Below are 14,349 nucleotides of genomic sequence, written 5' to 3'. Positions count from 1 at the left end.
TATGAGCACAGATAACGCGGGTTTTGAGGCCAGCTACGGCCCCTGGGCAGTGATTGCCGGGGGCGCCCAGGGTATCGGCGAAGCCTATACTCGTTATATTGCCGCGCGCGGTGTCAATGTGATGGTGCTGGATATTTCCGCCGACGCCCTCGCCGCCATCAGCGCCAGCGTGCGCGAGGAATTTGGCGTGCAGTGCCTGCCGGTTGAGGTCGACCTCGCCGGCGACGATATGCTGGAGGTGATCCGCGCGGCAGTCGGCAAGCGGGAAGTCGGGCTGCTGGTGTACAACGCGGGCCTGGCGGATGTCGGGCCGTTCTACAAAGCAGATTCCGGGCTGGACTTCGAGCTGAAGAAAATTGCCGTTAATGTCACCGGGCCACTCAAGCTCATCTATCATTTCGGCAAGGCCATGCTGGCGCGCCGGCGTGGCGGCATTGTGCTGATGTCATCCGGTGCCGGCCTGACTGGCTCGCCCTACTACGCCCACTACTCCGCCACCAAGGCCTACGACATCGCCCTGGGCGAGGCCTTGTGGGGCGAGTTTGCCCCCTACAATGTGGACGTACTGGCAGTTGCCGCCGGCATGACCTTATCAACCGCGGCGGCGGGCTTTGAGCACATTGAGGATCGCTCTCAGTTCCAGACCACCACCGAACTGGTGGACGAGGCCATGGCGGCGCTGGGGCAGCAGCCCCTGTTGATTGCCGGCAAAAACCACCGGGCCAATGCCGACAATATGCTGCAGATACCCAAAAAAGACCTGATTCGCTACATGGCGGAGCACGCGATCAATAACTTCCTTGGTGGCGAGGCCCCGCCCCAGGTTATCGACGGGGACTGAGGGCCAGGGCCTCGGTTAGGGTTAGCGTCAGAGTCAGAGTCAGGGATTGGCCACCACGAACGCCGGCACCGCCTGCAGGCTGTGCAGCACCGAGATAGAGGTGCACTCGCCGGTTGCCGGGTCCGGATTGCCGTCCGCCAGGCGCTTTACTGCGTAGTACTTGCCCGGGCAGGTATAGCCGTGGGTATCCGCCGCCGGTTTGCCGGACGACAGTCCGGTGCGGTCCTGTATGCGAATGGATGAATGCGCCAGGGAATCGAGATCCCAGTAACCAGCCAGGAGGCCACTGGCGTTGCCGGTGTCCGGGTCAATCTCCAAACGCAGCATCGCATCGCGCAGGTAGAGTTCGCTGTCCAGCCGCTGGGCGGCGCGGATGATGCGCAGGTCAAACCGCTCGGTCACCAGCACGCCATCATCCAGTTGCCCTCGCACGCGATTGTGATAGCGCGTATCAGCGGCCAGCGGCAGGCTGGCCCAGGGTAGCGGTGCACCATTGGTGCCAAGCGTAACCGGGGTCTGGCTGGACGCCAGCAGCACTTCTACCGCGCCGCTGTCTTCGTCCAGCGGCGTTACCTGCAATAAAACGGTCATACTGCCATCGGTAATGAAGGAATTGGCAAAGGCCGCCGCCTGGCCGGTGGGCTGGTAACCGCGCACGCAACCCATGACCCGCCAGTACTGGTTGTCGATGGTGCGAGCCTCATTGGCCGCACTCGCTGCCGGGCAGGCGCTGGGGGGCGCGGTTGTCTCGCTGATGCTGCCGTCGGCCTCCATGCGCTGCATGGCCAGCGGGCCGTCTATTGTCAGCATGCCGGTGTCGGGGAAGTTGGCGGGGTTGGCACAGGGGTCCTGTTCCGGGTCGTCGTAGTACCAGGGCGCCAACGCCTGCTGTAGCAGTTGGGGGTCATCCAGGTAGGGTTGGCGCTCGGCCTCCGGCAGGGCCGCCAGAAAGCGCTGCGAATAGCCGAGGTTGAAGCCATCGGGGCAGTCGTTGGGGCCAGCGCCGGGGGTCACCAGGCGAAAATCCGTCAGTACGTAACCGCGCTGCACGATATCGCTGACTTCGCTGCCATCGGGCAGTGCCTGCACCGCTAACGAGATGGCGCACAGCAACGCCGCCAATCCGCCACCCAGGCCATGTCTGGTAAAAGTTACCCGTTTCATACCAGCACCTCGCTTACCGGGCGGTCGGTCTGCATGGAGCGTGTACCCCACTGCGCCACCGGCAGGCCCATCACCTGTTGAACGGTAAGCCCCACCCGCGTTACTGCATCGCCGCGGCCCATAACGTGCACCCCGCTACGTACCTTGCCGCCGGCGCGGCCAGCGAGCATCAGTGGCAAACCGCTGACATCGTGGGTTTTCGCCAGGGAGGTTTCCGAATGGGCCAGCACCAGGCAGTTATCCAGCAGCGTGCCATCCCCTTCCGGTACTGCCTTGAGTATGTCCAGGTAGTGGGCGAAGGCCTGCATGCTGCGCTCCACAAACCAGGTGGCCTGTGGCTGGTACCCCAGGGCTGGGTCCACGGATTCTTCATGGGTCAGCTGATGGTGATTGGCGGTGCTGCCCCCACGCCGCAGGTTAGAGGCACCCGGCGAGTAAACCACGTTGAACACGCGGGTCTGGTCGCAGGCCACAGCCAGGGCCATCAACTCGGCCAGCAGGCGATGGTTGCGATCCACCACGTCGATCTCGGTGTCGGTGGCGCTCGCTTCCGGCACGTCTGGCACGCGGCAGCTGGCCAGCGGCTCTGGCTCGCTCAGCATGATGTCCAGTTGCTGCTCGGCCTGGCGCACGGCAGTGAAGTACTGGTCCAGCCGAACCCGGTCGCCGGCCCCCAGCTGGCGCATCAGGCGCTGGCGGTCTTCTTTAACGGCCGAGAGCACGCTGCGGCGCATCATCAGTTGCGGGTCGGGCTGGAAGTTGCGGGCGTTCGGGTCCTGAAAGCCGGTGCCGAATATCCGCTGGTAAAACGCCACTGGCGACACTTCGGCGGCGTTGATTACACTGCTGCTGCGCCGGCTGTAACTGTGCCTCGGGTCGCCGCTGGCGGCGACCTCCAGCGAACGAAAACGGCTGCGGCTGCCGATGGCATCGGCTACCAGCACATCCAGACTGGGGCTGACAAACTCATCCGGTACGCTCGGTGCGTTCCCCGTCAGCGTGCCAACCACCCCGCTGCTATGCACCTGATTGGGCTTGTTGTCCAAGTGCACATTGAAGCCGCTGCAAATCGACAGCTCCCTCCGGTGGCGCGCCAGCGCCTGCAATTCCGGCGGTAGTGCAAAGTCTGTACCTTCTGCCTCGGGGTTCCAGCGCTCCGGCGTCATACCGCAGCCCCAGAACCAGGTGCCAAAACGCTGGGGCAGCGGCGCCTCCGATGCGAATGCATTCCCGTTGGTGTTGAGGAAGCCATCCAGCAGCGGCAGTGCCACGCTGACGGCGCTACCCTGCAACATACCGCGCAGCACTGTGCGCCGTGTAAGCCCTTTCTTGCTCATGACTGATCCTCCTCGGTCGCCGGGGCGGCTGCGTAGAATGACTGACTGTTGGCGATGGCTCGCAGCAATGCGGGGAGCTGATAGCCACCCGCGGCAAAGGCCTCGTTCAACGCCGCCTGCAGGTCGCGTGCGTGCGGAATCTCCGTGCCACTGGCTGCGTAGCGATACACTGTGTCGGCAAAGCAGGCCGGCACAAGCCGGTGGTTCTGCAGCGCGGCCCCGAGGCCCCTGGCGCCCTCAAACGCCACACTATCCAGCTCGCCGGCGGTATTGATGGGACTGCCGTTCTCGCGCAAGCGCAGCATGCCGATGCCGTCGTAGTGCTCCAGCGTCAGGCCGATCGGGTCCATCAGGTGATGACAGGCGGCACAGGTGCTCTCCTTGCGGTGGCGTTGCAGGCGCTCACGGGCGGTGGGCAGCACGGCAAACGCCTCGTCCAGTGTGAAATCCACATCCGCTGGCGGTGGCGGGATGGGCTGGCACAGAAAGGTTTCGCGAATAAAACGCCCGCGCAGGGTCGGCGAACTGCTGCCGGCGTGGGCGTGCAGTGACAGCAAGCTGACCTGCGACAACAGGCCCTGGCGCTCATCTTCGCTGTCGAATTGATAGGTTTGCCAGCCGCTCGCCCAGGGCACCGGCACGGCATACACGAGCCCGAGGGTGCGGTTCATCGGCATCCAGTCCAGCACAAACAGGTCCCGATAGTCGCCGCCGGCATCCAGCAGGTGCTGGGTCAGCGTGCGCAGGGTCTGCTCCTGCAGGGCATCGGCCACGGCCGGGGTGAACGCCGGGTACAGGGCCACATCCTTGGACAGCTCGCCAAAGCGATCAAAGGCCAGCATGTCGGTAAACAGGGCTCGCATGCCCTGCTCCAGCCGGGGCGACGCCAGTAGGCGCTCCACTTGCCGCCTAAGGCCCGCCGGCTGCATCAGCTCGTCTTCATGGGCCGCCTGCAACAGGGTGGCATCGGGTGTGGTGTTCCACAGGAAATAGCTGAGGCGCGCTGCCCGCGAGTAGCTGTCCAGCTGCCACTGACCGTTGCTGGCTGGCTGTGCTGTTTCAATACGAAACAGGAAGTCCGGCGACACCAGCAGGCTGGCCAGGGCCAGTTGCAGCCCGTCATTGACACTGCCCCCGAGTGATACCACTTCGCTGACCACGGCTTCCCGCTGGCTTTGCTCGGTAGCGGTCAGCGGGCGTCGGAACAGTTTCAGGCCGTAGTGCGCGATGAAATGGCCAATACAGTCATTCGCAGTACCCGTTGCCGTCAGCCGCGGTTCACACCCCAGGTTTTTCTCGCCCTGCTCGCCGCTGAGCACCTGGCGGGCGATCTCACGCGCCATCAGGTCGTACTGCTCATAGTCGGCGGGGGCCAGGCTGGCCAGGGCGCTGCCTGCAGCCAGCAAGCGCTCATGTCGGTAATCTGGCGCAAAGCGGCCGACAATCTCGATATCGCCGCCAAAGACATCGGCGATGCTGTTGCGGTACTGGCCCTGGGTCAGTCGTTTCATGGCAACGACATGCGACGCCTCGACTGACGGTGACACGGGCGCACCCTGGGCCAACACGGCCGCTGCACATAACAGGCCGGCCATGGCCGCCTTTACCCTGCACATCACCATCTTTACAGCACCTCGAAATTACCTATTATTTATTGATAAGTATATTGTGCCATCCTGAACACAATCTGAAGGCGTTACAGGTAACGCACGCTATCGCTATTTGCCCTGTGCCCGCGGTACCCACACCCTTCCCTCGCCACGGGCGACCAGAACATCGCCAACCCGGGCCTGCGCCGACAACACAACCTGCTGCCGTTCCGTATCGATAGCGGTCACCGTCATCCCGGCCACAACGGTATCGCCGATGTACACGGGTTTGAGAAACACCAGCTCCTGCGACATGTAAGCGCAGCCTGGGCCGGGTAATTGGGTGCCCACAATGGTTGACCACAAACTGGTGGTGAGCATGCCGTGGGCCAGGCGACGACCAAAGCGAGTCTCGCGTGCAAAGTCGTCGTTCAGGTGCAGGGGATTGTCATCACCCGAGACCGTTGCAAATGCCTGTACCGCTTCGTCGGTGATGGCTTTGCTGTAGCTGGCCTGCATACCGACAGCGAGTTCGTGAAGGTAATAACCGTGCGCTACTTGGCCGGTGGATTGAGACATGCGCTACTCCTGATCCGCTGCGGCTTTGTCGCCGCCACCTTGATTCCCCTTTTGATCATCGTATTGCGGTATTGATGAGGGCTCCTTTATCTGGTGAAGCTGAACCGGCCCGAGCAAGCCGGCGGCCACCAGTTGGTCCTGGTAGACTTTCATGTGCGAGTACAGGGGGTCTTCCGCCAGCCCCTTACCCACAAAGGCATTGCGCAGGGGGGCAGTGATGGCGATATCAATCAGGTTGTCACCCGGCTCAAGCGCATCGGTAATATCAATACGCGATGGCGGCAGGCTGGCTCGGCCGATGCGCTGGCCATTCACGGTGACTTGCGCCCCGCCCTGGACCAGGCCCAGGTCGAGCACAAAGCGCGTGGTGCCTTGCAGCGAGCTCACTTTCACTGTGTGCTGATAATGCACCGGGCCGCTTGCGAAGCGCAGGCCCTCATTGTCGCGCCAGTCAAACAAGGCGTCCAGCTGTCGCTGTTGGCCATTGGCAAGCAACATCCAGCTTTGCAGTGGCAATGCCTCTGGCCCATCGGCCACCCGCTTTTCCGCCGGGGCGTGGTTAAGGGCATTGTCTGGCATCGCCACACCGGCCACCAGGAAGCGGCTTTCCCAGGGCGCCAGCGCCAGCAGCAACTGATCGGCCCCATCCTGAACCGGCCAGATTGCGCCAGTGCGGGCATCGAACCACCAGCTGCCCTCGGGGGGGGCAGAGAGCTCAGCGGTGGCCGCAGTCGCTGCTTGGTTGGCAAAAAAGTGCACCTCACCGCCGGCCGCCAGCTGCCGCCGGATACGGCGAATGCTGGAAGGTGACTGATAGCGAAGCGATGGCACAGACGCCTTTTGCAACATGCTGGCAAGCGCGAGCGGCACAAACTCGGTGCGAACAGCACCACCTGCCAGAAGCCGCTCAACACCCTTGCGCACACTGGCGTCGCCGGCCTCGGCATCAAGGAACGAGGGCTGCCGCGTTGGCACATCGCCGGCAAACACCACTGGCACACCATCCGCAAGCTGTTTTTGCAGGGCAGACAGTGTGGCAGGTTCCATGACCTCTACGTTGGCTACCAACACACTGCCGTAGCGCCCTCCTGCGGCGGTCAGTCGGTTGTGTTCAACCTTGCCCATTTGTAGGGCGTGATCGTTCACCCAGCCCCAGGTAATGCCGTGCCGGTCCAGCGCGTCGAGCAGCGGCTGGACGGATTCCATCCACGCGACCCTGGGGTCAACGGCTTTCTCTGGCACCGTCATCAGTTTCATCAACTGGGCCTTGCCCTCTGCCAGCGCCGGATCTTCCAGCATGACGTTGGCGGGGTCAGCATCCGGCAGGCTGCCACTCACCAATACTTCTTCGCCCTCCCTGTCCATGTTGGGGCCATGAAAGCCAAGAAAGGGGTAGTAAACCAACACATCCAGCGAGGGCGCGCCCTGGCGCAACAGGTGCTGGCTGCGGCCGATGTATTGGTTCAGGGCCGGGATATCCGGCCACAGGCTGGTATTGGCGGCTGAATACAGCCCCGAGAAATGAGCGGGATTCTGCGGCCCTGAGAATGGTTGCCATCCCTCTTCGCCGTAGTCATTGCCGCTACCCTGCCAGGGATAGGGCGTGCCGTGATAGATAATGTGGTTCACGCCGGCCAGCAGCAGCTTGTCTGCGGCGGCCTTCAGGCGCCTTGCGGTGGGTTGGTAATCGCGGTTGATCCACACAAAGGACTCGGCGCTCACCAGTGGCCGGCCGTACAGGGCAGCGGCGGAGCTGGCAAACTTGAGCCCCACATTAGCGCCACCGGCCCATAACTGCTCGGTCTCCACAATCGTGTTGCTGCCCATGGCCCGCAGCAGGTCGATATCCATGCCGTAGCTTTGCCCGCGCGATATCAAGCCGCGGTTTTCCGCCCAGTTGGCGGAGGTTTGCACAAAGCGCTCGATCATCAGGTCGGACAGGGTTTTCTGGTAGTCCCAGCGGATGCGCTCGTCACCGTCGGTCAGGCTGAATTCCGGCCCGGCGTGTACGCCCAGCAATTCGCGAAAGTAGACATTGTCGGTGCCTTCCACATGGATCACCGGCAGCCAGGGTTCCAGGTCGTAGCCACGGCGCCTGGCGAACTCCGGCAGGATGTCTACAACGCCCATGCGGGTAATGCGAAATTCCAGGCTGTCGTTAAAGAAACCCCGCAAACCCTTGCCGTAGTGTTGCGCCAGGCCGGTGCGCTCACCGTAGGCGTATTCGTAGTGCCCGAGCACCTGGGGCGTACGCAGATGGTCCACGACAAAGCCCTGGGGCTTCTGGGCGGCACCCATTGGCACCTCGCCACTGGGCATCAGGTAATTGGCAATCACCTCCCAGTCGCCCTCGGGCGCCTGCCAGTTCAGTTCGCCATCGCTGACCTTATCAGTCAGCACGGTGAGCGAGTCGGCATCCAGCGCGACGGTGTCAGCGACATTGAACGGGCTCCAGGCGTGCCCTCCGTCTACTACCCTGGCGGCGGTAACGCTGAGCAGCCTTGCCTGGTCGGCAGGGAAATTGATGAAGTCGGCACCGGCAAATTCCAGCATCGAGAAGATACGCTCACTAGGCCCCGGCTGCGGCTCGGGCAGGGCCATGGACACGCTGCCGCCACCGCTCACCCGCTCACTGCCATAAACCAGCGCGGTAACGCTATCCTCCAGCAGGATTTCAGGCCCGCCCGGCGGCCAGCCGCTGAAGTGGGTGAGATCCACCTGCATGCCGAGCGTTTCGGCATGGGCAATGGTGGCATTCAGCGTGGTGTAATAGGCTGGCGTGTCGAAGCTGTAAACCCTACTCATCACCGTTTCGTCGTCTGCCACGTTGATCATGCCGCTGAGGAACGGCTGGATTTCCACGCCGCCAAAACCGGCTGCCTGCAAGCGATCCAGTTGCGTGCTGGCAACAGCACTGTCCACGTCGCCACCCGGCCACCACCAGCGCGTCCAGGGCATGGCGCTTTGCGGCGGTGTTGCCAGGGTTTGCCAATCCACCGGGGCTACCAATTCCGCCTGGCCTGGCCGGTTGGTCGCGACGGGCTCTGGCCCACTGGAGTAGGTGGCAATACTGGGCGCGTTTGCCGGGTTAGCAGGCGGCACCAGCGCCTGGTTAAGGCGCTGGTAGGCCCAGCCGCCGGCCCCGGCGATAAGCAACAGCGCCAGCAGGGCCAGCCCCCCAACAATCCAGCTCAGTTTTCTTAGCATCTCCTACCTCCATGGGTTCAGGCCAAAATCTATTTTCTTATTTATAAGATATTAAGTAGCCAACCTGAAACGGGGATTAAGCCAGTGGCGCACGCACCCGCTGAACACCTACCCGCTGAAAAAAGCCGCATGAACATAAACAAAAAAGCGCCATACCCTTGCGGGTACAGCGCAAAAGGTGCAGTCAGCATTCCGCCAAACGCTGACTACTTAGCCGTTGCCGAAGGCGTACCTCAGGGTCAGGCCAATCTCGCGCTCGGGTACGTAGCGCACCTGGTAATAGCCGGCAGGGAACATGCCGTAAACGGTTTGCGGCTGGCCGCGCTCCAGCAGGGTGTCTTCATCCAGCAGGTTCTTGGCCCACACGCTGATCTCCCAGGGTGAGTTGACGCCACGGAGCCCGGCAAACACATTGAGAATGCCGTAGGCGTCGGCCTCGTAATCCATGCCGGTGTCTTCCTGGTCGCTGTAGTAGTTGTACAACGCACGCACATAGGCGTCGTTGGAGAACAGTTCGAAGGAGTACTCGGTTTGCAGCATGGCCGTCCATTTGGGCGTGGTGGAAATGCGCGTATCTACGTTGCAGTAGATAACTGAGTTGCCGCCAAAATCAGCTACCGTCAGGTTGCCGATGTCGCCGGAGTCCGCGTTGCCGTCCAGGTTGGTGTCACGGCAGGGCACAGTGGCATCGTCGAAGGTGCCATCGGCATAGGCGGTGTTGAACTGGGCCCACCAGTTCTCCGTCAGGCTGTAGGAAACATCCAGCTCAAAGCCGTCAACGGTGGCGTCACCGGGATAGGTGAAGCCGCCAGACTGGATCGAGTCGCCGGCGCCAATGTAGGGAACCTCATTAAAGCGCCCGATGAAGTTGTCGAAGCTCTGGTGGAAAATCGACGCGTTCAGGCGCATGCGGCGGTCGAACAACTCCGAGCGCACACCGATTTCGTAGGAATCTGATTCTTCCGGGTCGCCCTGCAGGAGGTCCGGTGTCACTGGCGCAGTAACGCCGACAGTAACGCCAGCCGGACGCCAGGAGTGACCATAGTTGAAGTAGGCCATCACATCGTCGGTAAACTGGTGCTTGAGCGCCACGTTGTACACCCAGGCTTCTTGGTCCTGGGAGGCTGTCTGGGTGTAGTTTGAACTGGCAAGGACAAGGTCACAGTAACCCGGGTAGGTCTCGTCACCGTTAAAGCCCACGCCCAGGCCAACCAGGCCCTGGCAAAGCCCGTTCAGGGGTGCGCCCGGTGCAATGCCGATGGCAATTTCAGCTGCGCTGGTGTTGATAGTCTCAACTCGTTCTTCCTCTGACTGCAAATAGCGGACGCCAAGTTGCAAGTCAGTTGCATCAGTAAGATGCAGTGTGGTGTTGCTGTAGATCGCGTACTCGGTCATCTCGATGGGAATGCCACCGCTGGCCTGAATCAGGTAGTCGCTATTCACGCCGCCGGTGGGGTCAGGATTGAGTGGGGAGCCAAATGCCCCGTCCAGCACCGAGGGTTGTGCGAACGTGGTTGCAGTATCGGTTTTCATATACCACAGTCCAACCAGGTAATCGGCGAAGGCATCCGGGTTGTCGGATTCCAGACGCAGCTCTTGGGAATCGACTTTAAAGCTGGAACGGGTCTTCTGCGCTTCAGTCCAGTCCAGGGCGGCGTTCAGCGAGTCCAGTTCCACATCGAAGTCAAAGGAGTTGTCCTGGTAGGCGCCGTTGTAATAGAGCACGTGGCCTGGCAGGTCCAGTGACATGTGCAGGGTGGTGGTCTGGAACTTCTGCTTGCCGCCGGATTTGCCTTCCATCACCGATAGGTCGCGATCATCGCCGATGGCCAGTCCGTTATAGCCGGCGCCCGGGCCGTTCACGGTTTCCATATTGATGCGATCCGACTCCAGCCACTGGTGGGTCAGTAACGCCTCAAACCCATCGGTGGGCGCCCACAGCAGGCTAGCGCGCCAGCTTTTGGTTTCGCGCTCGGATTCAATACCGGAGTTCACGCTCTTGGCGCGATTGCCCTCGTCTTCATCGAACATTGCGGCCACGCGCAAACCGAGTTGGTTGTCGATCAACGGGACGTTCAATGCGCCCTGGTAGTTTTGACTGCCCTGGTCGCCAGCCGAAGCCGATATTGAGCCACCTACCGCGTCCAGGTCCGGACGGCGCGTGGTGACGGTAATAGCGCCACCTGGAGCCGGCCTGCCGCGCAGGGTGCCCTGGGGGCCTCGCAGCACTTCTACCTGACCGATATCGTAGATACTCTGGAAGGCGTAGTTGGCATCTACCGGGGTTTCGTTGATGTACACATCCACCGCCGGTGCGGCCGAGGCGTTAGAGTCAAAGCCCACGCCGCGCATTTGCGCCACCGAGCCGAACCCGCCGTTGCTTTCCAGCGACAGGCCCGGCGACAACTGCGCCAGGTCTTCAAAGCGGAACAGGTTATAGTCGGCAATGTCCTGGGGCGTAATGGCCGTGACCGTCATCGGCACCTCCTGCAGGCTCTCTGCCCGACGCTGGGCAGTCACAATCACCTCTTCCAGCATGCCGGCCTCACCCGCCCCCTGGGCGGAGGAAACTGTTGGGTAGAAGGACATGGTTGCAACCGATACGGCCGCGGCCAGAGGGAGGGTCTTATACATTGTTCAAACTCCAGAAAGATCCGTTCTAAAAATTATGTGGACGATCCGCGCGGGCGGCGCAACTACCGGTCTACTTCATGTTTATACTTATCTTACGTATAAATATAATGACAAATAATTTATTAAATTCCGGTAATAGTCAATACCGTTCAAAACAAATTAATTACCGTCACGGGTAGGCTATTCATACTGGCGCGCAGACGTGTGAAGCCGGCACACTTTCGACACAGCTTGCGTCGCGTCAGAGCACGGGCAAGCGGCTAGGGCCCGCCTGGCGTGCCATGGCGGGTGTTTTGGATAGGGTATTGCCAATGCCAGCCGGCTGCGGGGCCATTGCTGGCCGCGCTCACCGGTTTTCAGCAACCGAGCCCTGAAGGCACGATATCCGGGTGTGCGTATTCCGGCAGCGCCGGGGCCTCGATCTGCTCTTTACCATCGAGGGTGTACACCGGCAGTTTGTGGTGGTGGGGAAAATGCAGGCTGTAGGCGGTCAGTCCGGTGCGCTCACTGGCCGGCAGATGGCACAGTGCCAGGCAGGTCTCGGCAATGTACTCGATACGTTCCGAGGGGTATTCCTCGGGAATCCACTCACTGGCGCCCGGCGTCCGAATGGCGGTGCTGGGAGCCAGCGTGTTGACGGCGATGTTGTCTGCCTGCAGTTCTGCTGCTAGCCCCTGGGTCATGCGGTGCACAGCGGCCTTGATGGCCGCGTACACGGTGGCGCCGCCGTGGCTTGCAAAGCCATCGTAGGGCCGCAACGGTGGCAGCGCGGTGACCGAGCCCAAAGTGACAATCCAGCCGCCGCCGCGCTTGCGCATTTCGGGCACGGCGTGGTGGTAAAGAATAAACGGCGCGCGCAGGTAGTGGCCGATGGTGTTGTCGAACATCGACTGTGCCATGTCCACCGTCGGCGCGTATTCCGCCTTGCCGCCGCTGTGCACCAGAATATCCAGGCCGCCGGCCAGTTCAACGGCGCGCCCGACCAGGCCCTGCAGGTCATCCTCCCGCTCCAGGTCGGCGACCAGCGGGTGGGCGGTGCCGCCGCTGGCTGCAATCAGGGCCACGGTTTCCTTCAGGGTGCCTTCGTATTTGCCGGCGCTGTCGAGGCTGCGAGCGGTTACCACAACGGTGGCACCCTCGGCCGCCAGGCGCTGGGCGATAGCCCGGCCAATGCCACGGCTGGCCCCGGTGACCAGCGCGATTTTGTTCTGCAGCAGTGTTCCCATGGTGCTATTCCTTGTGTGTTATTGGTGGGGGTTGCTTATGCTGTGTGTGGTATTGGTAGTACTCAGTGCTGCGCGCCCGGCGCCGCTCAACCGCCTGCGGGCACCAGTTCAGCCGCCAGCACGCTGTCACCCAAGGCGCAGAAAGCGTGAGACAGGTGAAGGTCGATAGCCTGGGCCCCGGACTCCGGGTCAAACCAGCGATCGATGTAGGCCCAGTGGTGCGGGTGGGCCATATAGGGGCCGGTCAGCCCATCCAGATTGTTGAACTCCTGCTCCCATACCCAAGTCCAGGCAGGCACGTCGGCCCGGTGCCAATCGGTGGCCCGGGCCCGGCTCAGGCACCAGTTGCGGATTTCGCCTATGTGCAGGGGCATCGCCAGCAGGTCGCGCTCAAAGCGCGCGGCTGTCTCATCGTCCTCGCCCGGCAGCAGACGGAAGAAGGCGGTGCGCTTCACCCCGCCCGTCATGCCAGCATCGCGCAGGCCCGCGCCCACGGTCTCCATGGCCAGCGCGTGTACTGCCTCGCAGTGGTCGGCCAGGGCCGGAGCAATCTGCTGCTGCCAGGCATCGCTCTGGCGCGCCAGGCGGGCGGCGTTTTCATCCGCGTATTGCAGGTCCCAGGTCAGGTGGCCGGCGGCGTACTCGGGGGCGAAGTTGCACGACAGAGCGCTGGCCTTGAGCCCCGGCAGCGCCGCCACCGCATCCTGCACGGCGGATTCCAGCGCATCCAGTTGCCCTTCTTTTGCCTGCAGCTGAGCCGTCTCGCGATAGCCGCGGGTTGCCACTGGGCCCTCTGCGGGCAGCACGGGGGCGAGTGCCTGACTATCGCAATCCTGCAGATAATGGCGCTCGCGGGAATCCACCAAAGCGTCCACCTCGGCCCAAAAAGCCAACACCTGCGGTGTGCTGGACTGGGCGCGCATGGCCCACCAGGCGCCGACATCGGCAACCTCCCACTGCAGCCAGAGGCTCACCGGGCGCTCGGCAGTCAGCACCGGCGGTGATACCTGCGCGCTGCGAAACACCAGTCCGCGCGCTGCTGCCGCATCCTGGTATTGCGTTGCAAACAGGCGCCGCAGCGCTGCGAGATTGGCAGCTGGCACGATGAGATGATCCTGAACGGTAATCATATCGCCCCCTCAGCCTGCCAGCAGTTCGACAACTTCAATCAGGTGCCCTTCCGGGTCAGCCACAAAAGCCACCCGAACGCCGTGTTCCGGCATGGACTTGATCGGGGCCACAACGCTGCCACCGGCCTGTTCGACCCGGGCGACAAAGGCATCCAGGTCATTCGTCTGAAAGCCGGTGATAACCTCGTCGCTGCCGCGGGTTTTCCCGTCGGTAAACTGCAGCAGCACAAAGGTGGCCGCCCCCTCGCCGGTGGGGTTGTACATAATCTCGCTGATGGGCCGTCCGGCAATTTCGCTGTCTACCCGGGCCAATTCGGTGAGCCCGCACACGCTGGCATAAAATGCCGCCGCAGCCTCAAGGTCGTTGACCAGCAGTTTGCTAAAGCCAAAATGGGTCTGGGTGCCTGACATAGTGTTTCCTTGTTATGTGTAACGGTGGGTTGGGTTGTAGTTTGCCGCCTGTTCGCCGTTGGCATTTTATCGGTGGCTGCTGTCGGTCGTTCTATTGCTGAAGCCCGCGTTAGATGAATGGCCGCCGGGTGAGCACCGGGCGATTGCCGGCTGCAAAAACCGTCCTGCCTGGCACCAATGTGCGCACACCTGTAGACATTTAACTTATGCTTAATTTATTCTGCAAAGCTA

The 14,349-nt window shown here is 62.1% G+C and carries 10 protein-coding genes; 1 reads left to right on the top strand and 9 read right to left on the bottom strand.

The window, feature by feature from the left end; genetic code table 11:
- The first annotated feature begins 1 nt into the window (after position 1).
- Entirely contained in the window at positions 2–841 is an 840-nt protein-coding gene (locus tag DDZ17_RS00895) for an SDR family NAD(P)-dependent oxidoreductase (protein ID WP_157976379.1), read from the top strand.
- Positions 842–880: 39 nt separating this feature from the next.
- Here the strand turns inward: DDZ17_RS00895 and DDZ17_RS00890 are convergent, their stop codons facing one another.
- From DDZ17_RS00890 to DDZ17_RS00850, 9 genes are all read right to left on the bottom strand, one after another.
- On the bottom strand, positions 881–2,005 hold the full coding sequence (locus tag DDZ17_RS00890; RefSeq protein WP_157976378.1) for a hypothetical protein: 1,125 nt from the start codon (positions 2,003–2,005) through the stop codon (positions 881–883).
- Positions 2,002–3,342, bottom strand: a complete 1,341-nt coding sequence (locus tag DDZ17_RS00885; protein ID WP_116364074.1) for a DUF1552 domain-containing protein — start codon at positions 3,340–3,342, stop codon at positions 2,002–2,004. Before DDZ17_RS00885 ends, DDZ17_RS00890 begins: the two co-directional genes overlap by 4 nt.
- On the bottom strand, positions 3,339–4,853 hold the full coding sequence (locus DDZ17_RS00880) for a DUF1592 domain-containing protein (protein ID WP_170150125.1): 1,515 nt from the start codon (positions 4,851–4,853) through the stop codon (positions 3,339–3,341). The genes DDZ17_RS00885 and DDZ17_RS00880 overlap by 4 nt, the downstream gene beginning before the upstream one ends.
- Positions 4,854–5,060: 207 nt before the next feature.
- Positions 5,061–5,510 (bottom strand): MaoC family dehydratase, encoded by a 450-nt coding sequence (locus DDZ17_RS00875; protein WP_116364072.1) that lies wholly within the window; start codon positions 5,508–5,510, stop codon positions 5,061–5,063.
- Positions 5,511–5,513: 3 nt separating this feature from the next.
- Positions 5,514–8,717 carry a glycosyl hydrolase gene (locus DDZ17_RS00870; RefSeq protein ID WP_116364071.1) on the bottom strand — a complete coding sequence of 1,068 codons (3,204 nt, stop codon included), beginning with the start codon at positions 8,715–8,717 and terminating at the stop codon, positions 5,514–5,516.
- 210 nt (positions 8,718–8,927) lie between these two features.
- Complete coding sequence (locus tag DDZ17_RS00865; RefSeq protein ID WP_116364070.1) at positions 8,928–11,351, bottom strand: TonB-dependent receptor; 2,424 nt, start codon at positions 11,349–11,351, stop codon at positions 8,928–8,930.
- A gap of 356 nt (positions 11,352–11,707) precedes the next feature.
- Complete coding sequence (locus tag DDZ17_RS00860) at positions 11,708–12,577, bottom strand: SDR family NAD(P)-dependent oxidoreductase (RefSeq protein WP_116364069.1); 870 nt, start codon at positions 12,575–12,577, stop codon at positions 11,708–11,710.
- 86 nt (positions 12,578–12,663) lie between these two features.
- On the bottom strand, positions 12,664–13,707 hold the full coding sequence (locus DDZ17_RS00855) for a Dabb family protein (RefSeq protein WP_116364068.1): 1,044 nt from the start codon (positions 13,705–13,707) through the stop codon (positions 12,664–12,666).
- A gap of 9 nt (positions 13,708–13,716) precedes the next feature.
- Positions 13,717–14,118 carry a VOC family protein gene (locus DDZ17_RS00850; RefSeq protein ID WP_116364067.1) on the bottom strand — a complete coding sequence of 134 codons (402 nt, stop codon included), beginning with the start codon at positions 14,116–14,118 and terminating at the stop codon, positions 13,717–13,719.
- Between the last annotated feature and the right edge of the window lie 231 nt (positions 14,119–14,349).

The organism is Parahaliea mediterranea (genome assembly GCF_003402235.1).
Taxonomy (GTDB): Bacteria; Pseudomonadota; Gammaproteobacteria; order Pseudomonadales; family Halieaceae; genus Parahaliea; species Parahaliea mediterranea.
The sequence above is the reverse complement of the archived record's forward strand: the minus strand, read 5'-3'. Positions and strand labels throughout refer to the sequence as shown.